The sequence below is a fragment of the Methylobacterium crusticola genome (assembly GCF_003574465.1).
Taxonomy (GTDB): domain Bacteria; phylum Pseudomonadota; class Alphaproteobacteria; order Rhizobiales; family Beijerinckiaceae; genus Methylobacterium; species Methylobacterium crusticola.
In genome coordinates, this window is sequence record NZ_QOWC01000122.1 from 1 (window position 1) to 25,532 (window position 25,532).

Here is a 25,532-nt window from a genome sequence, read left to right on the forward strand (position 1 = left end):
CCGGCCCGGTCGGGCGGCGCCAGGGCGGGCGCGGCCTCGGCGCCCGGCACCCCGGCCGCCGGGACGGCCTGCGGCGCGAGGGCCGCGAGGGCGGCCCGCTCGGCCTCCGGCACCGCCAGGATCGCCCGCAGGGCCGGGCGCAGGCCGAACCAGATCAGGAGGCCGGCCACCACCAGGATCGTCGCCGCGTTGATGAGCGTCGCGGATTGCCGCAGCATCACCTCGGAGAGGCTGAGCGGCGGCACCGGCTCGAGCGCCTGGCCGTCGTTGACGAAGCCGACGGCCGCGACCTTGACGCTGTCGCCGCGCTCCTTGCTGAAGCCGGCCGCCGAGGCGACGAGCTGCTCGATCTCGGCGACCTGCGCGTCGATGCCGGCCTTCGGCCCGTCCGGCCCGGCGAGCGCCGCGAGCCGCGAGCGGTTGACCAGCACCGCCACCGAGAGCTGGCGGACGGCGTAGCCGTCGCTCACGGTCTGGATGGTCTTGGAGGAGATCTCGTAGTTGGTGAGGTCCTCCCGCTTCGAGGTCTCGTTGCTCGACGCGTCGTTGCCGTCCGAGCGGGCGCGCTGGTCGGGCAGGTTCTGCTGGGCGCTCGTCGGCCGCTGCGCGGCGCGGTTCTGGCTGTTCTCGCTCTCGCGCACCGCCCGGACCGAGCGGGCGACCTGCTGGTCCGGGTTGAAGATCGTCTCGTTGATGTTCGTCCGGTCGGTGTTGAGCCGGGCCGCGACGCTGACCTCGAGGTTGCCGACGCCGAGATAGGGCGTGAGGGTGCGGCGGATGTTGTCCTGCACCTCGCGGCCGACGGTCTTCTCGAGGCTCGCCATCTTGCCGGTGGGCGCGCTGCCGGCATCGTCCCCCGACAGGAGCAGGGTGCCGTCCGCGCCGATCACCGTGACCCGGTCCGGCTTCATGCCGGGGATCGCCGAGGCGACGAGGTGGCGGATGGCCTGGGCGCCGCTCACGTCGTCGGCGGGCTCGGTGCGCACCACCACGGAGGCGGACGGGGGCTGCTGGTCGCGCCGGAAGGAGCCGCGCTCGGGCAGCACGATGTGCACCCGGGCGGCGCGCACGCCCTTCATGCCCTGGATCGTGCGGGCGATCTCGCCCTCGAGGGCGCGGACCCGCGTCACCTCCTGCATGAACGAGGTCATGCCGAGGGAGCCGAGGTCGTTGAACAGCTCGTAGCCGGATTTCGCGCTCTGCGGCAGGCCCTTCTCGGCGAGGAGCATCCGGGCGGCGGCGGTGCTGCCGTAGGGCACGAGCACGGCCGCCCCGTCGGGGCTGACGTCGAAGCGGATGCCGGCGTCCCGCAGGACGCCGCCGATCCGGGCGACGTCCTCGCGGCTGAGGCCCGTGTAGAGGGTCTCCTGCGCGGGCCGGCTGAGATAGTAGGCGCCCAGGCCCACGGCCAGGAACACCACGAGGCCGATGAGCCCGAGGGCGGCGAGGCGCCGCCCGCCGAGCTCGACGATGTTGCTCCACAGCCTCTCGGCCTGCTCGCGACCCGACATTCCTGGAGTGATCCCGCTGCGGCCCCGCCGGTGTGGCCCCGGGGTATCTGGCGGGTCAGCCTTGCGCGGAGGTTGCGCCGGCGCCCCGCGGGGCGCTGCTGCTTCAGAAGAACGACCGCACCAGCCCGCTCACGAGCAGGTTCCAGCCGTCGATCAGGATGAAGAACAGCACCTTGAACGGCAGCGAGATCACGGTGGGCGGCAGCATCATCATGCCCATCGACATCACGATCGTGGAGACGATGATGTCGATGACGAGGAAGGGCAGCACGATCAGGAAGCCGATCTCGAAGCCACGGCGCAGCTCCGAGATCATGAAGGCCGGGATCAGGATGCGCAGGTCGATCTTCTCGCCGGCCTCGGCCTTCGGGAAGCTGCGGCTGGCGAGGTCCGTGAAGGTCTGGAGGTCCTTCGGGCGCACCTGGGCGGTCATGAACTCGCGGAACGGCTCGGCGATCCGGGCGAACGCCTCCTCCTCGCCGATGCGGTTCTCCTGGAGGGGCCGCACGCCCTCGCTCCAGGCCCGGTCGAAGGTCGGCGCCATGACGTAGAAGGTCATGAACAGGGACAGGCTGACGAGGAACAGGTTGGCGGGCGTGCTCTGGAGGCCGAGGCCGGAGCGCAGGAACGAGAGCGCCACGGCGAACCGCGTGAAGCTCGTCACCATGACGAGGAGCCCGGGCGCCAGGGACAGCACCGTCAGGAGGGCGACGAGCTGCAGGATGCGCCCGCTCGCCGCTCCGTTGCCGGGCGGCAGCAGCGCGTCGAGCCCCGGCACCCCGGTGACGCCGGCGCCCTGGGCCAGCGCCGCCGAGGCGCAGGCGACCGGCAGGAGGATCCCGGCGGCGCGAAGCGCCGCCCTGGCGCAGAGCGCCGCCCTGGCGCCGAGCACTGCCCTGGCGCAGAGCGCAACCCTGGCGCGGAGGGGTCTGGCGGCCGGGCTCACTGGACCACCAGGGCTTCGACGATGAACTCGCGCACCAGCCCCCCGGTGCGCAGGGCGACGCGCTCGCCGAGGTCCTCGCGCAGGTGCTGGAGGCCGCTCGCCCCCTCGATCTGCGCCATCGAGACGGTGCGCAGGTAGGCCACCACGTCGGCCCGGATCTCGGCCAGCGTCACGTCGGGGTTGGGCAGGCTGCCGGTCCTGAACACGACGGAGGATTCGAGCCGCACCCAGGCCTCGCCCGAGCCGGCGAGGTTCGTCACCACCGAGCCGACGCTGCGCAGGGACAACTCGCCCGTGTAGGTGAGCACCTTGGCGGCCTTGTCCTGCTCGTCGCGCTTCTTCAGGTCGACCGCCTTCTCGACGCTCGACAGGAGGTAGGCGCCGAGCGCCCCCCCGGTGCCGATTGCCACCAGGGTCACGAGGGCGAGGACTCCGATCCAGCCCCTGCCGCCCTGCGCCGCGTGCGTGCCGTTCGCCATCGCCGTGTCGTCCCGTCGCCCCCGAGGGGGCCCTGCTCCGGCGGGGCGGGCCCGCCCCTGGTTGCGCCCGCGGCGCCGATGTCCGCCGAGCCGCCCGCCCGGGCGCGGCGTCGTCCCCGCCGGACCGCGGCGGCCGGCTCAGAACGGCGACACGGCCTCGAAGATCTGCTGCCCCGCGGAGGGGCCCTGCACGTCCGTGAGGCGGCCGCGCCCGCCGTAGGAGACCCGGGCCTCGGCGATCTTGTCGTAGTCGATGGTGTTCCGCCGTGAGATGTCGCGCGGACGCACGACCCCGGCGACGGTGAGCACCCGCACCTCGTTGTTCACCCGCACCTCCTGCGAGCCGCTGATGAGCAGGTTCCCGTTCGGCAGCGCCTCGGTGACCACCGCCGCCACGGAGAGCCGCAGGTTCTCCGAGCGGTCGATGCTGCCCTGGCCCCTGGTCTCGGTGGCGGAGCGGATGCCGGCGTCGGCCGTGGCCGCGTCCTTCAGGCCCGAGACCCCGTAGCCGAAATCGAAGCCGAGGCTCGACTTCTGGCTGCGGGAGCGGTCGCTCGCGTTGTCGAACTGGGCCTTGTCGTTGATGACGATGCTCACCGTCACGACGTCGCCGACGTTCCGGGCCCGGGGATCCTGGAACAGGTCGGCGCTCGCGGGCGACCAGGTGGAGTGGTAGCCGCTCGGCGCCGCGTAGCTGCCGAAGGTCGAGGGCAGGGGCTCCCGGGGGGCCGCGAGGCCGGTGCCGATGGGGCTCAGCGCCGGCGGCCGGCCGATCTCGGACAGGCCGCTCTGGCAGGCCCCGAGGAGCGGGACGAGGGCGAGGGCGACGAGGCCCGGATTGCGGCGGGTCATCACGATCTCTCGTTGTCCTTGCGCGGCGGGCCCGCCGGATCCTTGCCGGAGGGGTCCCTGCCGGGCAGGTCCTTGCCGGAGGAGTCCTTGCCGGGCAGGTCCTTGCCGGGCAGGTCCTTGCCCGAGGCGTCCCGCCTGCGGCCCGCCTCGGTCATCCGGCGGGCGAGCTGCGCGGCGCGGGCCGCCTCCATCTCGGACAGGATGGCGCCGGCGGCGCGGGCGTTGAGCTTCGTCAGGATCGCGGCCGCCGCGTCCTCGGGCATGTTGGCGAGCTGGAGCGAGGCGGCGTCGGGGCGCATCTTGGCGTAGACCGCCACGACGCCCTCGTCGGCCTTGGCCAGGAACTCGTTGCGGCGCCTGAGCCAGCCCTCGTACTCGGCCCGCTTCTCCTCGAGCCGCTGGATCCGCTCCTCGACCTGCCTCTCCAGGGCGGCGAGCTGCTCCTTCTGCCAGGCGAAGCGCGCATCCGCGGCCGCGTCCGCGATGGTGGCGCAGTAGCCGGTCCGGGCCGGCTCCCTGGCGACGAAGTCGCGCGCCTCGATCTCCCTGGGCGCGTCCCGGGCGGCCATCGCCCGCATGGCGGCATCCCTGGCCGCGTCCTTGGCGGCCTCCCCGGCCGGCGCGCCGGCCGCGAGGGCCGGCCCCGCGAGGGCGAGGCAGGCGAGGATCAGGCGGGGGATCCGGATCATTGCACGACGAGCTCCGCCTGGAGGGCGCCCGCGGTCTTCACCGCCTGGAGGATCGCGATGATGTCGGTGGGCTTGAGCCCGACCTGGTTCAGGCCGCGCACCAGGGTCTGGAGGTCGGAGCCGCCGATGATGGCGAGCCGCCCGGGCTCCTCGCGGGCCGAGACCTCCGTGCGCGGTACCACCGTGGTCTCGCCGCGCGAGAAGGGCGCCGGCTGGGAGACCTCGGGCGCCTCCGTGACCCGCACCGTCAGGTTGCCGTGCGTCACCGCCACCGTGGAGACCTGCACGTTGCGGCCGATCACCACCGTGCCGGTGCGCTGGTCGACGACGACGCGGGCCGGCACGTCGGGCTGGATCGTGAGGTCGCCGATCTCGGCGACGAGCCGGGTCTGGGCCATGGCGCGGGGGCGCGAGAGCACCACGGAGCGCTGGTCGCGCGGGCTCGCGATCCGGTGCCGGAAGCGCCCGACCGCGTAGGCGTTGATCGCGTCGGCGATCAGGGTCGCGGTCTTGAAGTCCGGGTTCTTCAGCTCGAACACCAGCTCGGGCAGGTCGCGGAAGCTGCCCGGCACCTCGCGCTCGATGAGGGCGCCGTTGGGGATGCGGCCCGCCGTCGGCACGCCCTGGGTCAGGGACTCGGCCTGGCCCTGGACCACGAAGCCCGAGACCGCGAGCGGTCCCTGGGCCGCCGCGTAGACGAGGCCGTCCCCGCCCGAGAGCGGCGTCATCAGCAGGGTGCCGCCCTTGAGGGAGGCGGCGTCGCCGAGCGACGTCACGGTGACGTCGATGCGCGACCCGGTGCCGACGTAGGGCGGCAGGTCGGCCGTCACCATCACGGCCGCGACGTTGCGGGTGCGCAGGCGGGCGTCGCGCACGTTGATGCCCATGCGGTCGAGCATGGACTGGAGCGACTGCTCGGTGAACTGGGCGTTGCGCAGCGTGTCGCCGGTGCCCTGGAGGCCGGTGACGAGGCCGTAGCCGACGAGCTGGTTGTCGCGCACGCCCTTGAGGGTCGCGATGTCCTTGATGCGGGTGCCGGCGGCGGCGGGGCCGGCGAGGAGGGCGAGGCCGAGGAGCGCGAGGAGCAGCCGGCGCATCAGAGGCCGCCGATCCGGATGCGCCCGTCGGCCATCACGGTGCCGAGCACGATGCGGCCGGTGTCGCTGTTGCGCACCCGGATGGTCTCGCCGAGGCCGCCGTTCTGCAGGGGCGCCCCCACCGCCGTGATGACGAGGCCGTTCTCCTCGAAGATCATCTGGGTGGGCGCGCCGCGGCTGACGAGGCGCGGGTCGTCCACGGCGTTCACCGGCACGGGCTCGCCGGGCAGCAGCATCCGGCGCGCCGTGCGCCCGACCATGGCGAGCGGCGCGTCGATCACCGCGGCGCGGGCCCGGAAGGTCCGGGGATAGGCCTGGAGGCGCAGCATCGGTTCCCGGATCACGTCGCCCGGGTAGACCGTGACGGTGGGCACCGGCAGCATCAGGTCGTCGGCGGCGCGCGCCGGGCCGAGGGCGAGCGGCGCGAGGCCGGCGAGGAGGGCGAGGCGGCGGGCGGGCGAGGGGGAGGGCATGGGGGTCGCGCCAGGTGGTGGGCGGTGGGCGCCCGGGCGGGGCGGGTTCGCGCGCGCCGGGCTCGCGGCGGCGCTCAGCGGATGCCCTTGGAGACCGTGGCCGCCATCTCGTCGGCGGCCTGGATCACCTTGGAGTTCATCTCGAAGGAGCGCTGGGCGGTGATCAGGTTCGTGATCTCCTTGACGGGATCGACGTTCGAGCCCTCGAGGTAGCCCTGCTGGATCTTGCCGAAGCTCGCGTCGCCCGGGTTGCCCACCACGGCCGCGCCGGAGGCGGGCGTCTCGCGGTAGAGGCCGTTGCCGAGGGGCTCGAGCCCGGCCTCGTTGGCGAAGTTCGCGATCGTGAGCGTGCCGATGGCCTGCGGCTGCACCTGGCCGTCGACCTTGGCGAAGACCTGGCCCGACTGGTTGATCACCACGTCGACGGCGTTCTGCGGGATCAGGATCGCCGGGTCGACGGTGTAGCCCTCGAGGGTCACGAGCTGGCCGGTGGCGTTCTTGTTGAAGGAGCCGGCGCGGGTGTAGTTGATCTCGCCGCTCGGGCTCGTGATCTGGAAGTAGCCGCGCCCGTTGACGGCGAGGTCGAGCGGGTTGGTGGTGTTGGCGAGCGGCCCCTGGCGGTGCAGGTTGCGGATCGCCGCCGCCCGCACCCCGAGGCCCAGCACGGCGCCCTCGGGGATCGCCTCCTGGCCCGACTGGTTCGGCACGCCCTGGAGCCGCTCGGCCTGGTAGAGCAGGTCCGTGAACTCGGCCCGTGCGCCCTTGAACCCGGTGGTGTTCAGGTTGGCGATGTTGTTGGCGATGACCTCGAGGTTGAGCTGCTGGGCGGACATGCCCGTGGCGGCGACGGCGAGCGCTCTCATGATCGGGATTCCTTGTCAGATCGCCCCCGGTGCGGGGTCAGATCGCCATGCGGCTCAGGTCGAGGTAGGCCGCCACCACCTTGTCGCGGATCGCCACCGCGGTCTGGAGGCTCTGCTCGGCGGACATCACGGCCTCCACCACCTGCTGGGCCGAGGCCCTGCCCTGGAGGCCCGCGACCGCCGCCGCCTCGCCGTCGCGCAGGCTGGTGCGCACGCCCGCGGCGAACTGGGCCATGATGTCGCCGAAGTCGGAGCCCGGCGCCGCCGCGGTGCCGGGCATCGCCGCGATGCCGGGCATCGCCGCTGCGCCCGGCGTCGCCGGGGCGGCGCGCTGGAGCGCTCCCGCCTCGCCGCGGGAGGAGGCGGCGGCCCTGTCGAAGGCCGAGAGGGTGAGGGCCTCGATCATCGGCGGGTTCTCATGTCCTCAGGAGGTCGATGACGCTGGCGACCATGGCGCGGGCCTGCTTGATCACCTGGAGGTTGGCTTCGTAGGAGCGGCTGGCCTCGCGCATGTCGGCCATCTCGACCAGCATGTTCACGTTCGGCAGCTTGACGTTGCCGTTCGGGTCGGCGGCCGGGTTGGACGGGTCGTGCTCGGTGCGGAACGGCGCGGTGTCGGTGCCGATCTCGCGCACCCGCACCGAGGCCGCCCCGACCGCGCGGTCCATCTCGGCCCGGAACGTCACGGTCTTGCGCGCGTAGGGATCGGCGCCCGGCGCCTCGCCCGTCGACTGGGCGTTGGCGAGGTTCTCGGACACCACCCGCATGCGCAGGGACTGGGCCTCGAGCCCCGCGCTGGCGAGGCGGGCCGCCGTCCGGAGGGGATCGATCATCCGCCGCTCCTCACGGCGGACATCAGCATGTGGTGGAAGGACTTCACCACGCCGACGTTGAGCGCGTGGTCGCGGGAGACGTCGCTTGCCTTGAGCATCTCCTGCTCCAGGCTGACGGCGCTCGCGGTCTCGAGCACGTCCCACCCCTCCCGCGCCGGCACCGGCCGGACCGGGATGCCGGTGCCGGCGGTCTCCACGTGGGCGCTCGCCGTGACCGCCAGGTCGAGCCCGGTGCGGGCGAGGACCTGGGCGAAGGGAGCGACGTCCCGGGCCCGGTAGCCCTGCGTGTTGGCGTTCGCGACGTTGCCCGCGATGGCGGCCTGGCGCACCGCGAGGTAGCGCGCGTGCCGCGCGGCGAGGTCGAACAGGTAGATGCCCGTCACGCGAACGCCCCCATCCTGCCCGATCCCTTCCGCCTGCCGGAGCCCGCGCCGGGCCCGCCGTCGGGGAGCGGTGTAGGGGCGCAACCTTGCACGGGGCTGGCGCCGGCCTTGACAGGGGCGGGGCGGCGTCCTCACTGGCCGCGGCGGGCGCCCACGGCCCGCCCCTTCCGGACCCCGCGCCCCGATCCCCCAGACGATGCTCCCGGCCCCCCCGACCGGCGCGCCGGACCTCCTGCCCGTCGCGGTCCGCTACGCCGGCGACGCCGGCGCCGGCGCCCAGGCGGGCGAGCACCGCGTCGCCGCCAGGAACCGCTGGTCGCGGGTGGTGCTCGCGTTCCGGGGCCTGCGGGGCGAGGCCTGGTGCAGCCTGCACGCCCGCATCGCCTTCGACCCGGACGAGGCGGCGTCCCGGGTCCTCGACGCCGCGCTGGCCGGCTTCGATTTCCGGGCCGCAGACGGGTCGAGCCTCGACGTCGACCACGTGCCGGGCCTCGCCCGCACGCTCCTCGATCCGCACGGCGCCTGGATCGCCGGGCCGGACTTCCAGTCCTCCGGCGGCGCGTTCACCGGCACGGCGCTGGTCCGGATCGCCTTCCGGGTGCCGGCCCCGGCCCGCGACCTCGCCGTCACGGTGCGCTCCTGGCGCAACACCCGGGCCTTCAGCCTCGCCGGGGCGGTGCTGCGCCCGGGCGCGGACGACGCGCCCTCGTCCCTCCGGCGCCGGCGGCCGCTCGGCCCCGTCCCGGACACCCTGCGGTACGGCCTCGTGCCGGGGGCGGACCTCGTCCTGCGCGGGCAGCTCTACGCCGAGCGGCCCGACGAGCACGCCGCCCGGGTCGACATCGCCTACCGGGACGCCGCCGGCGCGGTGCTCGCCCCGCCCTACCCGGGCACGGTCTCGGTGCCGCCCCTCGGCGCGCTGGTCAACCTGCCGGCCCGGCCGCAGGCCCGGCGCTTCACCCTGACCCTGCGCCCGCCCCCCGGCGCCGTCTCCGTCGACCTCGGGTTCCGCACCTGGGAGGAGGCGGGCGCGCCGGCGGTGGAGCTGCTCGCCGCCCCCGAGGTGGCGCTGGACGAGCCCCTGCGCCTGGAGAGCCTGTGCGGCGACGACCTCCTCGACGGGCCGTCCTTCCTGGCCCGCCTCGCCGGGCGCCTCGGCCTGCCGGAGGACGCCCCGGCCGGCTGGATCCCGGCCCCGGCGGAGGCCGCCGCCGCGCCCCTCGCCCTCGCCCGGGCGAGGGCCCTGCGCACGGGCCCCGAGCGCCCGGCGGCGGGCCGGCCGGACGGCGCCGTGTCCCTGCGGCTCGCCGGCGCGCCGGACTGGACCCTGCCCGAGGCGCCGGGCTGGGCCGAGGACCCGTTCCGGTCGGCGGCCTGGCGCCTCGACTACCAGTCCCTGTCCTGGCTGCTGCCGCTCGCCGCCGAGGCGCCGGCCCGGGCGGTGGCGCTCGCGCTGGCGTGGTCGCGGGCCAATCCCTGGGGCCGGCCGGCCGATCCCCTGAGCCTGCACCCCTCGGCCCTCCCGGCCCGGGCCGAGGTCTGGGTCGGCCTGCTCGCGCGGCCGGAGGCCCGGGGCGCGGCGCCCGTCCTCGTCGGCGAGGCGGCGCGGCACGGCTTCGCGCTCGCCGAGATCGTCGGCCAGAACACGCTCGCGCGCACGCTCCACCAGGTCCAGGCCGCCGCCGCCCTCCTGGCCCTCGCCCGGGCGCTGCCGCGCCTGCCGCCCTGCGCGCTCTGGGCCTCCCTCGCCCGCCGGAGCCTGCGCGAGAGCATCGAGGCGCTGCTCGGGCCCGACGGCGCCTTCGCGGAGCCCGCGCCGCACCGGCGCCTCGAGCTCCTCGGCCTCGGGCGGGCCCTCGGCGAGGCCCTCGCCGGGGAGGAGCCCGGCCCCCTGATCGCCGCCCGGGCGGCGGCGGCCCTGCCCGGGGTGGCGGGCCTCCTCGATCCGGGCGGCCGGCTGCCGGCCTTCGGCGACAGCCCGCACGGCGTCGACCACGCCGGCTGGATCGCCCGCCTGCTGCGGCGCGAGGCCCGCCCCCCGGCGGAGCAGGCGCTGGCGGCCGGGCGCGCGCCCGCCCCCGCGCCGCCCGCCCCCGCCTGCGCCGACGTGCTCGTCGCGCGCCACGAGGCCCTGCGGCGGGGCTGGAGCCACTTCGCCTGCACGTACGCCGAGCAGTCGCCCCAGGGCCACGCGGATTGCACGTCGTTCGCGTTCGCCACGGGCTCCCTGCGCTGGATCGTGGAGGCGGGCGGCTCCGAGCAGGTCGAGACGGGCGCGATCCGCCACTACCTCCTGTCCGCCCGCGCCCACAACGTCGCGGTCCCGGACGGCCGCGAGCCGGCGGCGGGCCGGGGCCGGCTCCGGGGCAGCCTGGCGCTCGGCGGCGCGACCGCGCACGCGATCGAGACCGGCGTGCACGGGCCGGACTACCGCCACGTCCGGATCTTCGTCCTGCCCGACGACCTCGCGGGCCTCGCGGTGATCGACCGCTTCACCGGGCCCGGGGGGGCGATCTCCTTCGAGGGGCTCCTGCACCTCGCGCCCGACTGCCTCGTCGCCCTGTCGGGCCCGCGCCGGGCGCAGGCCCAGCAGGCCGGCCGCCGCCTCAGCCTCGTGCCCTTCGCGCTCGCCGGGCAGCCGGCGGGCCTGGAGGTCGTGTTCGGCCGCGACGACCGCCCGGGGGCGCTGCAGGGCTTCGTCTCCCGGCGCCCGGGCGAGCTCCAGCCGGCCGGCGTCCTGCGCTACGCGGTCGGCGGGCACGGCACGGCCTGCGGCGGCGTCCTGATCGCCGCGGACGGGACCGCGGAGGACTTCCTGGTCCGGCTCCTCGCGCGCGAGGAGCTGGCGCGGTTCGTGGGCGAGGGCTGAGGGCCGCGGACCCGGCGCGCGGCGCGCTACGCCCTACGACCGCACCTCGCGCTTGGCGACGAAGTTCATCTCGTCGACGAGGACGTCCTTCACGACCTCGGCGCCCAGGCGCTCGTTGACCCGCGCGCGGATCTCGGCGAGGCGCCGCGTGACGTCGTAGCGCGCCAGCCGGCGGAAATCGAGGCCGGGGTCGGCGTAGATCTGGCGGAAGGCCTCGTCGACCACGAAGGGGTTGGGGGGCACCGGCAGGGTGTGCATCAGCCTGGCGTCCGCCGTGAAGACCAGCACCACGACCACGTAGCCCTGGACCTTGCCGTCGGCGATCATCGGGACGGTGATCGGCGCCAGCTTCTGGTACTGGAGTCCCTCCAGGTAGGGCTCCGGCGTTCGGGCGAAGAGGCCGCCGCCCCAGGTCACCGCCCCGTAGCAGGACAGGATGGTGACGGCGCAGATCCAGAGGCCGGTGACGAGGACGCGCATCGGCTCACGTCCCGATCCGCGCCGTGTAGGTGCCGTCCGAATCCGCGCTCAGCGCCGCCTCCGCCAGGGTGCCGGTTATCTCCTCGAGGGCGCGCAGGTGCAGCGCCACGACCTCCTGGTTGCGCGCCAGCGCGTCGCGCAGGCGGGCGAGGTGGATCGCCGTCGCGGCGTCGAGGCCGGCCGGGTCGAGCGCGCGGGCGAGGCGGGTGAGCTCGAGCAGGCTCTGGCTCTTGTGCCGGTTGACCGCGGCGTGGTCGACCGGGCGGTGGGCGAGGAGCGCCGCGGTCTCCGCCTCGATGGTGGCTTCGAGCCGCGTGAGGGTGGCGAGCAGCATCGGCGGTCAGACCTCACTGCCGGCGCTCAGCGCCGCGCCGGCGCTCAGCGCCGCGCCGGCGCTTGGCGCCGCGCCGGCACCCGGCGCCGCGGCGGCACCCGGCTGCGGATGGGCGGCGCTCAGCATCCGGGCGATGCCGACGCCGCCGGTCCGGGCGATCTGCGCCCCGATCTGCTCGGCGAGCATCGACTTCCAGATCCCGCCGGCGTTGCCGCGGCCGAACACGCTCTCGGCCTTCGGCATCATCGCCTCGACGAATTGCTGGAGCACCAGCCCCTCGAACGTCCGGTAGGGATCGCCCGCGCTCCCCGCCTGCGCGAGCGCGGTCCGGTTCCGCAGGTCCGTGAGCGCGCCCGCCGCGTCGGCGGGCCGGGGCACCGGGAGGCCGGCGGCGCGCGCCGCGTCCGCGAACGCCGCCGGGTCGCCCGGCCGCGAGAGCCTGGCAGCGGCCTCGCGCAGGCGCCCCGCATCCGCGGCGCGCGCCACGTCCAGCACGATGTCGGAGGGCGGGGTGATGCTCATCGGCGGACGGGCTCCTCGGGCGCCGGGTGACGCGGGCCCCGGCGTCGGTCCCGGGTGCGGTGGGGGCGAGGCGCGCGCGTCCCTGAGAACCCGCTCGGGGCTGCCCGTGTCCTAGCGCCCGTGGCTTACGGGAGGCTTGCGTCGCCGTCCTCCCGGCGCCCGGGCGCGAGGCCCTCGAGGCGCGCGCTCTCCTCGCGCCGCTCGCGCGCGTGCCGGTGCTCCGCGGCGCGGCGCGCGGCCTGCGCCTCCGCCCGCTTCTGGGCGAGCCCGCGCGCGCGCAGGTCGCCGGCCCTCTCCTCGGCGGCCTCGGCCAGGGCCTGCGCCCGGGCCGACAGGCCGCCCAGGCGCCGCGCCGCGGCCTCGAGCAGCAGGGGGCCGTGGGCGGATTCCGCCAGGGCGGCGACGAGGCGCGCGCGGTCCGCCTCGACGCCCGCGGCCTCGTCGCGGGCCGCCGCCAGGGCGAGTTCGGCGGCGCGGCGCATCTGCGCCTGCACCCGCACCAGGCGCCCGGCCCGCTCCAGGCGCCGGCCCGTGCCCGCCGCCATCAGCCCCGCCGCAGCCAGGCGGCGTAGCCGAGGAGGAACTGCGTCATGAATTCACCCGCGAGGTGGTAGAGCACGAGGAGGCCGCCGACCATCACGAAGGGCGTGGCCACGAAGTAGACCGGGATGGTCGGCGTCAGCTTGTTGATGAAGCCCGCCGCGAGGTTCACCGTCACCGCGTAGACCACGAAGGGCGCCGTGATGCGCAGCCCCAGGGCGAAGGCGTCCGCCACCTGGTCGACGATCCGCGTCAGCATCAGCGGCGTGGCGAGGCTCTCCCCGGGCGGGATCCGGGCGTAGGACTCGACGAGGCCGCGCAGCAGCTCCCAGTGCAGGTCGGCCGCGAACAGGAGCGCGGTGGCGGTGAGGAGGATCAGCGCCTCCACGGCCGGGACCGGGTCCGTGCCCTCGACGGGCGCGCCCGGCAGGCCGCCGAAGCCCACCATCACGGCGGCGGCGTTCATCACCGTCTCGAGCACCACGACGAAGATGCGGCCGAGGAAGCCGATGGTCAGCCCGGTCAGGGTCTCGGCGGCGATCCAGGCCAGCGTCTCGGCGGGCGCCTGCCCGGCGAGCCGGGACTGGAACAGGGGCAGCAGCAGCGGCGCCACCGCGAGGGAGACCGCCCCGGCGATGAGCAGCCGCACCTGCTGGGGCACCCGGGGGCTGGAGAAGCCCGGCACCACGAGGAGGCAGCCCCCGACCCGGCAGAAGATCAGGAACACGCCGAGGACGCTCTCGGGGCCGACGAGGCCCCCGGGGCCCGGGACGGTCACGGGCCCGCGCCCGGTCCGGCCGGCGCCGGGTCCCGCGCTGCCAAGTCCCGCGCTGCCAAGTCCCGCGCTGCCAAGTCCCGCGGCACGAATCCCCGCGTCACGCGATGGTGCCGAGCGACTTGATCTCGACGCCCCGGGCGATCTCCAGGTGCGAGAGCACCGGCAGGGTCGGGAACAGGCGCTCGACGATCATGCGCACGTAGGGCCGCGCGTCCGGCGCCGTGACGAGGGCGAAGGCGTGCACCTCGCGCATCCGGCCGCGGATCGCCGCCGCGGCCTCGCTGCCGAACTGCTCGACGAGGCGCGGGTCGATGTCGAACTCGACCACCTCGCCCTTGGCGTCCCGCTTCAGGCTCTGGTGGAAGGACAGGTCCCAGCTCGCGCCGAGCCGCAGCACGGCGAGGACGCCGTTCTCGGCGAGGTCCCCGCAGATCTGCTGGCTGATGCGCATGCGCACGTGCTCGGCGATCTGCTCGGCCCGACGCGCGTGCGGGGCGATCTCGGCCACCGCCTCGAGGATCAGGTGAAGGTTGCGGATCGACACCCGCTCGAGCAGGAGCAGCTTGAGCACCGCCTGGAGCCCCGAATGCGAGATCTGCGAGGGGCAGATCTCGTCGAGCAGGCGCTTGTACTCGGGGTCGAGCCGGTCGAGGAGGCCGCGCATGTCCTTGTAGGACAGGAATTGCGGCAGGTTGTTGCGGATGACCTCGGAGAGGTGGGTCAGCAGCACCGAGGCGCCGTCGATGGCCTCGAAGCCGGCGCGCCGGACCTCGCCCGCGTAGGCGTCCATCACCCAGAGCGCCGCGAGGCCGAAGGCGGGCTCGCGCACCTCGTCGCTCGGCACGTCGGGCCGGGGGCCGTCGCCGACGACGACGAGGAGCTCGCCGGGCCGCAGCTCCTGCGTCGCCGCCACGGTGCCGTGGATCAGGATCTGGTAGGCCTTGGGCGGCAGCGCCAGGCTGTCGGAGAGCCTGATCTCGGGGACGACGAAGCCGTACTGGCGGGCGAACTTGCGGCGCATCTTGGCGACCCGGTGGGTCAGCTCGGCCTGCGAGGCCTGGATCTGCGCCGAGACCTGGCGGCCGAGGAGGAGCTCGATCTCCGGCGTCCGCAGCGATTCCCTGACCGAGTCCCGGGCGGCCGCCTGCCGGTGCGCCTCCTCGGCGGCGTCCCTGGCGGCGGCGTCCGCCCGCCGGGCGGCGAGGCGCCGCGGGATCACGACCGCGACGAAGCCGAGGAGGCCGCTCAGGGCGGCGAAGGGCAGGAAGGGCAGGCCCGGCACGAGGGCGAACAGGCCCATCAGCACGGCGGCGACCATCAGGGCCCGCGGGTAGGCGCCGAGCTGGCCGAGCACCGCCTGCTCGGCGGTGCCGCGGGTGCCGCCCTTCGAGACGAGGAGGCCCGCCGCGAGCGAGACGATCAGCGCCGGGATCTGCGAGACGAGGCCGTCGCCGACGGAGAGCTTGGTGAAGACGTCGGCCGCGGTCCCGAGGGGCATGCCGTGGCGGGTCGTCCCGATGATGATGCCGCCGAAGACGTTGACGGCGATCACGATGAGGCTCGCCACGGCCTCGCCGCGCACGAACTTCGAGGCGCCGTCCATCGAGCCGAAGAAGGCCGATTCCTCCTCGAGCTCCCGGCGCCGGCGCTGCGCCTCCTTGTCGTCGATGAGCCCGGCGTTGAGGTCGGCGTCGATCGCCATCTGCTTGCCCGGGATCGCGTCGAGGGTGAAGCGCGCGCCGACCTCGGCGATGCGGGTGGCGCCCTTCGTGATGACGAGGAAGTTCACCGTGATCAGGATCACGAAGACCACGATCCCGATCACGAAGTCGCCGCTCATCACGAACTGCGAGAAGCCCTGGATGACGTGGCCGGCGGCGTCGACGCCGTTCTGGCCGTTGGCCAGGATCAGCCGCGTCGTCGCGATGCCGAGCGCCAGCCGCAGGAGCGTCGCGATGAGGAGCACGGTCGGGAAGGCGGAGAATTCGAGCGGCTTCTGGATCCAGAGCGCCACCATCAGGATCAGGACCGACAGCGCGACCGAGAAGGCGAGCCCGACGTCGAGGAGCAGCGCCGGCACCGGCAGGAACAGCACGGCCAGGATGCAGACGATGCCGGCCGCGAACCCGAAATCCCGCCGCGAGGCCCGCTCCGCGGCGGGCGCCCCGCTCACCGCCATGTCGCCCTCATGTCGCCCTCGCAGCCCCGCGGCCCGCCCGCATCCGGGCCGGCCCGGTTCTGGGCCCGGAAGCTTGCGCGAGGATGGAGGCCCTCAGAACCCGGTGGCGATGCGGCCGTAGGCGGCCTCCGCGAAGGCGTGGATCTGCGAGCCCACGAAGGTGCCGGTGACGAGGAGCACGAGCAGGATCACGACGATCTTCGGCACGAAGGTCAGGGTCGCCTCCTGCACCTGCGTGAGCGCCTGGAGCAGCGCCACCGCGACGCCGACGAGCATCGCGGCGCCGACCGCGGGGCCGGCCGCGACGATCACGGTCCAGATCGCGGCGCGCACGAGCTCCAGGGCGTCGACCTCGTTCATGACGGCGCGGGCCTCATCGGGTTTCGGGACACACGGACGCCCGGGCCGCGCCGGCGCGGGCCGCGGCACCCCGGCGGGAGCGCCTCAGGACACCACGATCCCGGCGGCGAGGAGGAGGTCGCGCCCGTCGTCGAGGCGCGCGAGCGCGCCCTCGCCCGTGACCTTGACGGACCGCACCGTGCCGCTCACGGCGCCGTCCGCGGAGGTGACGGTGCGCCCGATGATCGCGTCGGCCTGGTCGAGGAAGCTCGACGACAGCAGCGAGTCGAGCTTCTGGTTCGTCCTCGTGCTCTGCTCGACCTGCGAGAAGGTCGCGAGCTCGCCGACATACGCCGTCGAGTCCATCGGCTTCGTCGGGTCCTGGTGCTGGAGCTGCGCCACGAGCAGCGTCAGGAAGGTGTTCGCGTTCATCGAGGCCGCGACCGTGCTGCCGGCCTTGGCGGCGGCCGCCGCGGTGCCGCCGGCGGTGGGGCTCGTGGAGCGGGAGACGTCCATGGGATCAGGCCTTCGGGTCGCGAGGGAGGTCCGGCCGCCGCGGACCGGTGGAGGGGTGCGGGCGCGCCCGCCGCCCGGGAGCGGCGGCCTTCGCCCCCGCGGCGGGGGCCCTTGCCAGGGGCGCCCCTGCGGGAGGGGCGTCCGGGGCTGGGGAGGCCGCGCCCTGCGGGGGAGCGGCCGGGTCGGGGGCGGCCTGCGCGCTCGCCATCAGGGCGGCCTCGAGGGGATAGAGCCCGCGGATCAGCTTCAGGGCCTCGAACGGCCGTCCGGCCCCGACGAGGCCCCGCGCGGCCGCGAGGCCGTCCCGGAGCACGCCCTCGCGCGTCGCCGCGAGGATGCCGGCCTCGATCCCGTCGTAGAGCGCCCGCGCCGGCCCGGCCCGGCCCGGCTCGATCAGCATGGTCTGGGCCGCGAAGTAGAGCTGGCGCAGGGGCGTCGTGGCCTGCGCCGCCTGGAGGACGTGGCCCTCGAGCAGGAAGGTCGCGTCGTTCAGGAGCTCGACCGCGACCCTGCGGTCGACGCGCAGCACGGCGCCGTTGATGTAGACGCGCTCGCCGGCGCGCAGGGACAGGCGCATGGGGCCGCTCACCGCAGGCCGTCGCGGATCGAGGCGTTCACCGCGATGAGGGCCGCGAGGCTGCGCCCGGGCGTGCGCAGGGCCTCGCCGGCCTCGCGGATGGTCCAGGCGCCGATCGACACGAGGTCGTCGCGCAAGGCCTCGGGCAGCCCGTTGCCGGGGTCGAGCAGGTCGGCGATCAGCGCGTTCCAGAGGTCCTGCACGCGGCCGACCGCGGCGGTCCGCTCGGGCCCGACGAGCCGCCCGGCCTCGGCGTCGCGCAGGAGCGTCAGCGCCTGGTCGAAGGCGGCGCGCTCGCGCGCGCGGCCGGTCTCGGGCGCGTCCGCGAGGATCTCGGAGTAGGAAAAGCGGTACATCGGCGCCGATGCCTCGTTGGTGGATGGCGTCCGCGCCGCCCGGGCCCCGGCGGGGCCGGGCGGGCGGTCGCGTCGGGTGGCCCCGCGCGCCCCGCCGGGGCGCGCGGGGCGCGCGGGGGGGGCGGAGGGGGGCGCGAGCCGGCCCCGCTCAGAGGAACTGGACGAGGCTGAGCTGGCGCAGCTGCGCCGTCAGCGCGTAGGACATCTGCATCTGCGTGGTCAGGCGGTCGACGCGGACCTTGGCCTCGGCCGGATCGACCGCCTCGAGCCGCGTGATCTCGCCGGAGAGCAGGGCCGCCTGCGCGTCCATGCGGCCGTTGGCGTCGGTGATCCGCGCCTGCGCGCGGCCGAGGTCGGCCTGGAGGCCCGTGAGCCCGCTGCTCGCCTGGCTCAGGAGGCTCATGACCCGGCCCGTCGCCACCGACTGGGCGGCGGCGGAGAGGCGGCCGAGGCCGAGGCCGGCGGCGATCGCGTACGCCATGGCGGCGCGGCGGAACGGGGCCGCGTTCGCGTTGGCGGAGGTCTCGAGGGTCTCGCCGAGGGAGATCCGGCTCTCGATGTTGCGGCTCGAGGCCTGCGACCAGCCGGCCGCCCAGCCGGCCTCCGAGAACAGGCCCGCCACGGGGCCGTCGAGGAAGGCCTGCATGTCGTCCGCGGTCACGGCCGCGGCGGACGGGTCCCCGGGCGCGACCCGGAAGGCGGCCTGGAACGCGGCGGCGACGGCGGCCGTGCCCTGGGCGGCCGCGCCGGCCCTGATCGGCGGCGCGCGGGTGTTGGTGCCCGACAGGACGTACTGCCCGGCCGTCGAGGCGTTGAGGGCGTCCACGAGGGCGGCGAGCTCGCTCCCGGCCGTGCCGGCCGCCGCCGCGGCGCGCTGGGCGTCGGGCAGACCGGTGAGGTTCCGCAGGCTCGCGTCGACGGTCTTCTGCATCTGCTGGAGGGCGGCCTGGCTCGCGCCGAGCCTGAGGGCCGCGACGCCGTTGCCGTCCTGGAGCGCGGCGAGCGCGGCGCTGCCCTGGCGCAGGGAGAGGCTGCGGGCGACGCCGCGGCCGAGGGCGAGGCCGACATCGGCGTAGCGCCCGTCCGCGATCTCCCTGGTGGCCTTCGCGGCCTCGGCCTGGAGCCGCGCCGCGCCGCTGCGCGGCGCGTTCCAGAGGCTGAGGCTGGAGATGAAGCTCGTGCTCGTCATGGCCGGCTAGCGCACCGCGTCCAGGAGGGTTTTCAGGAGGTCGTCCACCACCGTCAGGATCTTGGCCGAGGCGGCGTAGGAGCGTTCGAGCTGGAGGGTCAGGGCGGTCTCGTCGTCGCCGTTGACCCCGACCGCGTTGGAGAGGGCCTCGCTCGCGCGGGACAGAAGGGTCCTCTGGTAGTCGGCCTGCGCGGCGGCGTCCTTACGCCGGCCTTCCAGCCAGCCCGCCGAGGCCGCCGCGAAGGACGGCAGCGTGGCGCTGCCGTCGATCTCCAGCCCGGGACCGAAGCTGCGCGCGGCCCCGAGCCCGTCCGCGAGGGCGCGCAGGCGGTCCGCGTACCCCGCCGCGTCGGAGGGGTTGTCGCGGTAGCCGGCGCCGTTCATCCCGCCGTCGCGCAGCCGGGCGACGTCGCCGCCCGCCGCCGGGTCGACCGCCGCGTGGATGCGGATCGCCGCGGCGAGCCCGGAGGAGCCGCCGGCGCCGGCCGTGAACAGGCCGTCCTTCGGGCCGGCGACCGGCGGGGTGCGGCGGTCGCTCTCCGCGAAGGCGGCCACGAGGGCGCCCGCGAGGGCGTCGAGCTGCGCCTCGTACTGCACGGCCGCGCCGTCCCGCAGGGCGGCGAGGCCGGCGAGGCGCCCGGAGGCGAGGGGCATCGGCGAGGCGCTGCCGGTGACCGCCACGCCGTCGACCGTCACGGCGGCCCCGGTGCCGCCCGCCGGGAAGGCCGCGGTCGCGCCGACGCCGACCCGCCGGGCGACGCGCTCGAACAGCGGCACGCCGCCGTCGGTGTAGAGCGCGAGGTCGCCGTTCTCCCGCGCCACCGTGGCGATGCCGACCTCCTCGGAGAGCGCGGCCAGGATGCGGTCGCGGTCGTCGAGGCTGTCCGAGACGTCGGCGCCGCCGGCGGTCCCCCTCGTGACCGCCCGGTTGGCGAGGTCGAAGCGGCCGAGCAGGTCGTTGACCCGCTCGACCGACGCCGCCATCGCGGCGTCGGCCTCGGCCCGCACGGCGTGCACGGCCGCGGCCGCGTCGTTCAGGCTGCCGGCGAGCGCCCGGGCGCTCTCGACCGCCGCCCGGGCGAGGTCGGCGTTGTCGGGCTGGTTGGCGGCGGCCTGGAGGGCGGCGGCGAGGTCGCCGAGCCGGGCCGCCGGCGAGGCCCCGCCGCCGGTGTCGCCCACCGTGCGGGCGAGGGACTGGAGCCCGGCGAGCACGGCGTCCCGCGCGGCCGAGGCCGAGGTCGCCGCGAGCGTGCTGGCGAGGAGCGCCGCGTCGCTCGCGCGGACCACGACCACGCCCGCCGTCCCCCCGCCGGTCACCAGCGCGGCGATCTTGCGCGAGTACGACGGGTCGTTCGCCCCCGCGACATTGCGCGCGGACGCCGCGATCTGGCTCGACGTGGCGAGCAGCGCCGAGCGCGCGGTGTTCAGCGCGAGGGAGAGGCCCATGGAACGGCTCCGGCGGACGCGCTCAGCGCTTCAGGTTCATCAGGGTGTCGAGGAGCTCGTTGCCGGTCATGAACACCTTCGAGTTGGCGGTGTAGACCGTCTGCGACTCGATCATCGCGGTGAGCTCGGTGCTGACGTCGACGTTCGACTGCTCGAGGGCGCCCGCCTTGAGGGTGCCGCGCCCGCCGAGCCCGGCGAAGCCGACCTGGATGTCGCCGGAATCCGTCGACGGCTTGAACACGTTGCCGGCGCGGGGCTCGAGGTTGTCGGGGCTCGGCACGTCGGCGAGCGGCACCTTGAAGGCCGCCTTCCGGGTGCCGTCGGCGTAGGTCGCGTAGACGGTGCCGTCGGCGCCGAACTCCGTGCCGGTCACGGCGGCCGGGGGCGCGCCGTCGGCCGAGCCCTTGAGGGCGTAGTCCCCGGCGAGCTGGGTCATGCCGGCGAGGCCGAACGCCACCGGCCTGCCGTTCGGCACCTGGACGGTGAGGGAGGCCGGGCCGATGGCCTGGCCGTCGGCGTCGAAGCTCACCGTGGCGGCGCCGAGGGCGGCGGCGCCCTCGGAGACGGCCACCGACCACGCGCCGGCCGCGGTCTTCGTCAGCGCGACGTCGAGGGTCCGGGCCTGACCGACATTGTCGTAGACGACGACCGAGGTCTTCTTGCCGGCGCCGACCGCCGCGCCGTAGGGCAGGTTGCCGGAGATCGTCGCCGCCGTGGAGGCGTCCGCCTGGGCGCCGACCGACGCGAGGTTGACCGGCACCATGTCGGCGACGCTGTTCAGCGACGGGGCCGCGGTGCCGGGGCCCGCGGGGTAGCCCATCAGGGTGAAGCCGCCCGCGTTGACGAGGTTGCCGGTCGGGCCGTCCACCACGAAGTTGCCGGCGCGCGTCAGGTAGGGCGCCCTGTTGGCGTCCTGCACCACGAAGAAGCCGTTGCCCTGGATCGCCAGGTCGGTCTTCGAGGTGGTGAATCCGACCGGGCCGCCCTCGCTCACCGCGCGCCGGACCGTGGTCTCGACGGCGCCGGAATTGTAGTTGCCGCTCTCGGCCGACTCGATCAGCAGCGAGGAGAACTCCGCCGAGCTGCGCTTGTAGCCCGTCGTGCCGGAATTCTGGATGTTCTCGGCCACGGTCGAGATGCGGTTCGACTGGGCGTTCATGCCGGAGACGCCGGTGCGGAGCACGCCGATCAGACTCATGGGGAGACCTCGTCCTGAGATGCGGGGGGAGTAGGCGCAGAGGTGGCTTGCGCGGGGCTTAGGACCGGGCCGCCGCGCCCCGGGACGGCCCCGGCGGGGGCCGGCCCTGCCGGGTCGGCCCCCGCCGGGCGCGTCGGCACGGCGGGCCTCATCCGCGCAGCGACTGGGCGAGCTCGAGGAACGCGTCCCGGCTCGGCGGCTCGCCCGGCTCCTGGCGCAGGGCCTCGTAGATGCGCGGGACGAGCGCGACGGCCTGGTCGAGCTCCGGGTCGGTGCCGGCCCGGTAGCCGCCCATGAGGCGCAGGTCCCGGGTCTCCTCGAAACGCGCCATCATGGCCCTGAGCTTGCGGATGAGGTCGCGCTGCTCGGGGGTCCAGACCTCGCCGGCGAGCCGCGAGATCGAGGCGAGGAGGTCGACGGCCGGGTAGCGCCCCTGCTCGGCGATGGCGCGGTCGAGGACCACGTGGCCGTCGAGGGTGCCGCGGATGCTGTCGGCGACGGGGTCGTTGTGGTCGTCGCCGTCGACGAGGACCGAGAACACCCCCGTGATGCTGCCCTCGCCCTCGGGGCCCGGCCCCGCCCGCTCGAGCAGCCGCGGCAGGTCGGAGAAGACGCTCGGCGGGTAGCCGCGGGCCACCGCCGGCTCGCCGGCCGCGAGGGCGACGTCCCGGGCCGCGTGGGCGTAGCGCGTCACCGAATCGACGATGAGCAGCACCGACTCGCCGCGCTCGCGGAACGCCTCCGCCACCGCCATCGCCACCTTCGGGGCCTGGCGGCGCATCATCGGCCCCTCGTCGCCGGTCGAGACCACGACGACGGCGCGCCCGCGGTTCGGGGCGAGCGGGCCCTCCAGGAACTCCCGCACCTCGCGCCCGCGCTCGCCCACCAGGGCCACCACGACGCTGTCGAAGCCCTCCGCCCCCGCCAGCATGGCGAGGAGCGTCGACTTGCCGAGCCCCGAGCCCGCGAAGATGCCGATGCGCTGGCCGGCGCAGAGGGGCGTGAACAGGTCGACCGCCCGGATGCCGGTCCCGAGGGGGCGGCGCACCCGCGCCCGGCCGAGGGCGGCCGGCGGGCCGGCCTCGAGGGCGCGCGCCCGCGGCCCCGGCGGCAGGGGGCCGCCCGCGTCGACGGGGTGCCCGAGGGCGTCGATGACCCGGCCCTTCCAGCGCGGGTCGGGCCGCAGCTCCGCGGGGCCGAGGCGGAAGGCCGGCGTTCCGATCCCGGCCTCGACGCGGCTCTCGTAGGGCTTGAGCGTCGCCCCGCCCGCGTCGACGCGCACGACCTCGCCGACCTGGAGGCGTCCGTTCACCCAGAAGCCCATGCGGTCGCCGAGCCGCACGAAGGGCGCGACGCCGCCGATCCGGCAGGCGCTCGCGGTGATCTCGCGGATCGGCCCGCCGACCCGCACCAGGGCGCCCTCCCGGAGCGCGCCCGCCATCGCCTCCTCCAGGCGCTCGATTGCCGTCGAGGCCACGGCCCTAGCCCTGCGGCCCGAGGGACTTGATCGCCCCCTGGAGCGAGGATTCCGCCTCCGACGTCGCCGCGGCGGCGCTCTCGAAGGCGCGCTGGACGGTGATGAGCTTCGTCATCTCGAGGATCGGGTTGACGTTCGAGCCCTCGACGAAGCCCTGCACCACGCCGATGGCGGTGAAGTCCTGCACGGGCCGGCCCGGCAGGCTCGCCGAGACCGCGTTGGTGGCTGCCCGGCTCAGGGCCGCCTTGGGGTCGAGGGTGAAGAGACCGAGCGCGCCCACCGGGGTCGTGCCCTGGACGATGCTGCCGTCGCGCCCGATCGTCGGGGGGCCGGCCTGCGGGTCGAGGAGGAGCGGCGAGCCCCCGGGGTCGAGCACCGGCTGCCCGGCGAGGGTGCGCAGCTGCCCGGTGGCGTCCATCGCCATGCGCCCGTCGCGGGTGTAGAGCGGCCCGGACGGCCCGCCGACGCCGAGCCAGGCGTCGCCCTGCACGGCGACGTCGAGGGCCCCGTCGGTCTTGCTCGCCGGGCCGGCCGCCCGCGAGAGGTAGGTGTCGCCCGTGCCGACGAACGCCACCGCCCCCTTGCCGGCCTGGGCCAGGAGGGCGGCGAACCTGGTCTCCTCGGCGCGAAATCCGCTCGTCGCCATGTTGGCGACGTTGTTGGCGGTGGTCGTCAGCCGCTTCTCGAGGGCGATCTGGCTCGAGAGCGCCACGTAGAGGCCGTTCTGCATCGTCCCTATCTCCCGGTCCGGAGGGCGGCGGCCGCGGCGGGCGTCTCGGCCGTGACGCCGGCGGCGCCGGCGCCGAACAGGGCGAGGACCGGCGCCGAGGCCGGGCCGTCTCGCGCGTCCCAGAGCGCCGCGAAGCGCCGCACGAAGGCCGCGAGCTTCGCCGGGTCCCGGAAGCTCGCGATGTCGATCTTGGCGGCGATCAGGCCGGCGCGGCGCTCAAGGGCCTCGCGCGTGGCGGCGCCGCTCGTGGCGGGCAGGCCCACCACCGTGTTGGCGACCTGGCTCAGCGCCGCGTCGCCGAGGACGTCGTAGGCGCTCGTCAGGGTCGGGGCCTTGCGGGCGAAGTAGAGGGCGAGGCGCACGCCCGTGTCGGCCGCGCCCGCATCGCTCTCGAGGGACTGGCGCAGGTAGGCGTCGGTGACGCTCCGGGCCGAGGCGTCGGGGCCGAGCGCGGTGCCGAAGCCGATGTCGAGGGCCGTCCGGGACGGGTCGGAGAGCGCGACGTTCCGGATCGCGATGGTGCGGAGCGCGCCCCCGGCGGCCGCGACGGTGTCGGCGTCCCGGCCCGTGCCGCCCGCCGCGCCGTCCGCCCCGAGGTCGAGGGAGGCCGTGGTCTCGAGGAACAGGCGGTTCCCCACGCCGAGGCCGACCCGGACCTTGCCGGCGAGGCCCGGCTCCCCGGTGGCGGCGATCTGGCCGTTGATCGCGGCCACGATCTCGTCGGCGGTGACCGCCGAGAGGTCCCGCACGGCCGGCGCCAGGGTCGTCCGGTTGAGGACGATCGTCGCCGCCCGGGTCGTCGCCGCGTCGCACTGCGTCGCGAGGGAGAAGCTCACCTCGCTGCGGCCCGAGAAGTCGAGGGTCCCGGAGAGCTCCACCGCCCCGGTCATCTGCGCCGGCGTCGGGGCGACCGGGCCCCTGTCGGAGATCGTCCCGTCGCGCCCGGCGGCCGAGAAGCCCTGCGTGAAGTCGAAGGCCCTGGCGAGGGCGACGTAGCGGTCGTCGGCGAGGCGGTTGGCGAAGCTCGCGCGCGAGGCGGCCCCCTCCGACAGGACCTTGCGCATGAAGGCCCGGGCGTAGGTCATGTCCTCGAGGCCGTAGGCCTTCACGGCGTAGGCGTAGAGGCGCCGGTCCGCCATGAGGGCGTCGACCGACCTGACCTGGCCGATACGGGCCTGGTAGTAGGCCGTCTCGCGCGCGACGGCCGGCTCGGCCGCCTTCCGCCGCAGGGCGGCCGCGAGGTCCCGGGCGATCAGCGTGTAGCCGGTGAGGGTGCTCACCATCGCGGCGCCTCCGGGGCCTGGCAGGGTGCGGGAGCGGGGCGGTCGGGCCCGGGACCCGCGGGCCGGTCCGCCGCGACGGCGGGCCGGCCCCGCTCTAGGGCAGCTCGCTTGCCCCAGGCTTGCCCTGCCGGGGGCCGGTCGGGCGCGCGGGGTCGGGGCGGGGGCATCGTCACAGCGGCGAGGGCCCGATGATCGTCTCGGTCGTGACGACGATCCAGCCCGCGCCGGTGCTGCGGATCGCCAGGACGCGGCCCGCCCCCGGCAGCACGGCGCCGACGGCGATCCGGCGCAGGCCGTCCCGGCCCTCCACCACGGCACTTCCCGGGGCGGCCTGCCTGAGGGCGTAGGCGCCGGCCGGCGGCGCCGCGGGCTCCGCCGCCGGGGGGGCGGCCGCCGGGGCGGCCCGGTCGGGCAGCGAGCCCGTCGTCAGGGGGTCGAGGTCCGGGAGCGCGGCCCGGCCCTCGGCCACGCTCCGCTTCCACGGGAAGGGGCCGGCCCGGGCCGGCAGCACGGCCTGGACGGCGTAGGGCCGCGCGCCCGCCGCGAGCCCGTACCCGGCAAAGCCGCTCGCCGTGAGGGCGAGCAGGAGGGCG

General features: G+C 75.6%; 28 protein-coding genes and 1 pseudogene. 1 reads left to right on the forward strand and 28 read right to left on the reverse strand.

Annotated elements, in window-relative coordinates; translation table 11 throughout:
* From fliF to flgB, 11 genes are all read right to left on the reverse strand, one after another.
* Positions 1-1,511, reverse strand: a 1,511-nt coding sequence (gene fliF / locus DT057_RS24400; RefSeq protein WP_128564700.1) for a flagellar basal-body MS-ring/collar protein FliF, incomplete at its 3' end; no start/stop codon positions are given.
* Positions 1,512-1,614: 103 nt separating this feature from the next.
* On the reverse strand, positions 1,615-2,316 hold the full coding sequence (fliP, locus tag DT057_RS24405; RefSeq protein WP_407068135.1) for a flagellar type III secretion system pore protein FliP: 702 nt from the start codon (positions 2,314-2,316) through the stop codon (positions 1,615-1,617).
* A 137-nt stretch (positions 2,317-2,453) separates the two neighbouring features.
* Positions 2,454-2,936, reverse strand: a complete 483-nt coding sequence (locus tag DT057_RS24410; RefSeq protein WP_128564701.1) for a flagellar basal body-associated FliL family protein — start codon at positions 2,934-2,936, stop codon at positions 2,454-2,456.
* 138 nt (positions 2,937-3,074) lie between these two features.
* Positions 3,075-3,788, reverse strand: coding sequence for a flagellar basal body L-ring protein FlgH (gene flgH, locus DT057_RS24415; protein WP_128564702.1), 714 nt, complete (start codon positions 3,786-3,788; stop codon positions 3,075-3,077).
* Positions 3,788-4,477 (reverse strand): MotE family protein, encoded by a 690-nt coding sequence (locus DT057_RS24420; RefSeq protein WP_238314035.1) that lies wholly within the window; start codon positions 4,475-4,477, stop codon positions 3,788-3,790. The genes flgH and DT057_RS24420 overlap by 1 nt, the downstream gene beginning before the upstream one ends.
* On the reverse strand, positions 4,474-5,574 hold the full coding sequence (gene flgI, locus DT057_RS24425) for a flagellar basal body P-ring protein FlgI (RefSeq protein ID WP_128564703.1): 1,101 nt from the start codon (positions 5,572-5,574) through the stop codon (positions 4,474-4,476). Before flgI ends, DT057_RS24420 begins: the two co-directional genes overlap by 4 nt.
* The gene (gene flgA / locus DT057_RS24430) at positions 5,574-6,047 is read right to left on the reverse strand and encodes a flagellar basal body P-ring formation chaperone FlgA (RefSeq protein ID WP_128564704.1); all 474 of its coding nucleotides are present in this window, start codon (positions 6,045-6,047) and stop codon (positions 5,574-5,576) included. Before flgA ends, flgI begins: the two co-directional genes overlap by 1 nt.
* A 74-nt stretch (positions 6,048-6,121) precedes the next feature.
* Positions 6,122-6,910, reverse strand: coding sequence for a flagellar basal-body rod protein FlgG (flgG, locus tag DT057_RS24435; RefSeq protein ID WP_128564705.1), 789 nt, complete (start codon positions 6,908-6,910; stop codon positions 6,122-6,124).
* 37 nt (positions 6,911-6,947) lie between these two features.
* Positions 6,948-7,316, reverse strand: coding sequence for a flagellar hook-basal body complex protein FliE (gene fliE, locus DT057_RS24440; RefSeq protein ID WP_128564706.1), 369 nt, complete (start codon positions 7,314-7,316; stop codon positions 6,948-6,950).
* Between the two features lie 10 nt (positions 7,317-7,326).
* Positions 7,327-7,743 carry a flagellar basal body rod protein FlgC gene (gene flgC, locus DT057_RS24445; protein WP_128564707.1) on the reverse strand — a complete coding sequence of 139 codons (417 nt, stop codon included), beginning with the start codon at positions 7,741-7,743 and terminating at the stop codon, positions 7,327-7,329.
* Positions 7,740-8,126: a flagellar basal body rod protein FlgB gene (gene flgB, locus DT057_RS24450; protein ID WP_128564708.1), complete on the reverse strand. Its 387-nt coding sequence runs from the start codon at positions 8,124-8,126 to the stop codon at positions 7,740-7,742. The genes flgC and flgB overlap by 4 nt, the downstream gene beginning before the upstream one ends.
* A gap of 196 nt (positions 8,127-8,322) precedes the next feature.
* Here flgB and DT057_RS24455 point away from each other — a divergent pair, with 196 nt between their 5' ends.
* Positions 8,323-10,995, forward strand: coding sequence for a heparinase II/III domain-containing protein (locus tag DT057_RS24455; RefSeq protein ID WP_128564709.1), 2,673 nt, complete (start codon positions 8,323-8,325; stop codon positions 10,993-10,995).
* A gap of 33 nt (positions 10,996-11,028) precedes the next feature.
* On the opposite strand, the gene DT057_RS24460 is transcribed toward DT057_RS24455, so the two are convergent.
* The 17 genes and pseudogenes from DT057_RS24460 to DT057_RS24540 all read right to left on the reverse strand — a co-directional run bounded on the left by DT057_RS24460 (position 11,029) and on the right by DT057_RS24540 (position 25,525).
* Positions 11,029-11,475, reverse strand: coding sequence for a hypothetical protein (locus tag DT057_RS24460; protein ID WP_128564710.1), 447 nt, complete (start codon positions 11,473-11,475; stop codon positions 11,029-11,031).
* Positions 11,476-11,479: 4 nt separating this feature from the next.
* Complete coding sequence (locus tag DT057_RS24465; RefSeq protein ID WP_128564711.1) at positions 11,480-11,809, reverse strand: flagellar protein FlgN; 330 nt, start codon at positions 11,807-11,809, stop codon at positions 11,480-11,482.
* Between the two features lie 6 nt (positions 11,810-11,815).
* Positions 11,816-12,331, reverse strand: coding sequence for a rod-binding protein (locus DT057_RS24470; RefSeq protein ID WP_128564712.1), 516 nt, complete (start codon positions 12,329-12,331; stop codon positions 11,816-11,818).
* A gap of 125 nt (positions 12,332-12,456) precedes the next feature.
* Positions 12,457-12,876 (reverse strand): hypothetical protein, encoded by a 420-nt coding sequence (locus tag DT057_RS24475; protein ID WP_128564713.1) that lies wholly within the window; start codon positions 12,874-12,876, stop codon positions 12,457-12,459.
* Complete coding sequence (fliR, locus tag DT057_RS24480) at positions 12,876-13,649, reverse strand: flagellar biosynthesis protein FliR (RefSeq protein WP_128564714.1); 774 nt, start codon at positions 13,647-13,649, stop codon at positions 12,876-12,878. The genes DT057_RS24475 and fliR overlap by 1 nt, the downstream gene beginning before the upstream one ends.
* 97 nt (positions 13,650-13,746) lie before the next feature.
* The gene (gene flhA / locus DT057_RS24485; protein ID WP_128564715.1) at positions 13,747-15,828 is read right to left on the reverse strand and encodes a flagellar biosynthesis protein FlhA; all 2,082 of its coding nucleotides are present in this window, start codon (positions 15,826-15,828) and stop codon (positions 13,747-13,749) included.
* A gap of 93 nt (positions 15,829-15,921) precedes the next feature.
* Positions 15,922-16,188, reverse strand: a complete 267-nt coding sequence (locus DT057_RS24490; RefSeq protein ID WP_128564716.1) for a flagellar biosynthetic protein FliQ — start codon at positions 16,186-16,188, stop codon at positions 15,922-15,924.
* A gap of 84 nt (positions 16,189-16,272) precedes the next feature.
* Positions 16,273-16,683 carry a flagellar hook assembly protein FlgD gene (gene flgD, locus DT057_RS24495; RefSeq protein ID WP_128564717.1) on the reverse strand — a complete coding sequence of 137 codons (411 nt, stop codon included), beginning with the start codon at positions 16,681-16,683 and terminating at the stop codon, positions 16,273-16,275.
* A gap of 202 nt (positions 16,684-16,885) precedes the next feature.
* A pseudogene (gene flbT / locus DT057_RS24500) lies at positions 16,886-17,260 on the reverse strand (flagellar biosynthesis repressor FlbT); the annotation flags it as partial.
* 8 nt (positions 17,261-17,268) lie between these two features.
* The gene (gene flaF / locus DT057_RS24505; RefSeq protein ID WP_128564719.1) at positions 17,269-17,616 is read right to left on the reverse strand and encodes a flagellar biosynthesis regulator FlaF; all 348 of its coding nucleotides are present in this window, start codon (positions 17,614-17,616) and stop codon (positions 17,269-17,271) included.
* Positions 17,617-17,764: 148 nt separating this feature from the next.
* Entirely contained in the window at positions 17,765-18,805 is a 1,041-nt protein-coding gene (locus tag DT057_RS24510; RefSeq protein WP_128564720.1) for a flagellar hook-associated family protein, read from the reverse strand.
* Between the two features lie 6 nt (positions 18,806-18,811).
* A complete protein-coding gene (gene flgK, locus DT057_RS24515) occupies positions 18,812-20,251 on the reverse strand; it encodes a flagellar hook-associated protein FlgK (protein WP_128564721.1) in 1,440 nt (479 codons plus the stop codon).
* 22 nt (positions 20,252-20,273) lie between these two features.
* Complete coding sequence (locus tag DT057_RS24520; RefSeq protein WP_128564722.1) at positions 20,274-21,449, reverse strand: flagellar hook protein FlgE; 1,176 nt, start codon at positions 21,447-21,449, stop codon at positions 20,274-20,276.
* A 148-nt stretch (positions 21,450-21,597) separates the two neighbouring features.
* A complete protein-coding gene (fliI, locus tag DT057_RS24525; protein WP_128564723.1) occupies positions 21,598-22,926 on the reverse strand; it encodes a flagellar protein export ATPase FliI in 1,329 nt (442 codons plus the stop codon).
* 4 nt (positions 22,927-22,930) lie between these two features.
* Positions 22,931-23,656: a flagellar basal-body rod protein FlgF gene (gene flgF / locus DT057_RS24530; protein ID WP_128564724.1), complete on the reverse strand. Its 726-nt coding sequence runs from the start codon at positions 23,654-23,656 to the stop codon at positions 22,931-22,933.
* Positions 23,657-23,661: 5 nt separating this feature from the next.
* On the reverse strand, positions 23,662-24,939 hold the full coding sequence (locus DT057_RS24535; RefSeq protein ID WP_128564725.1) for a DUF1217 domain-containing protein: 1,278 nt from the start codon (positions 24,937-24,939) through the stop codon (positions 23,662-23,664).
* Between the two features lie 169 nt (positions 24,940-25,108).
* Entirely contained in the window at positions 25,109-25,525 is a 417-nt protein-coding gene (locus DT057_RS24540; protein WP_244937390.1) for a hypothetical protein, read from the reverse strand.
* Between the last annotated feature and the right edge of the window lie 7 nt (positions 25,526-25,532).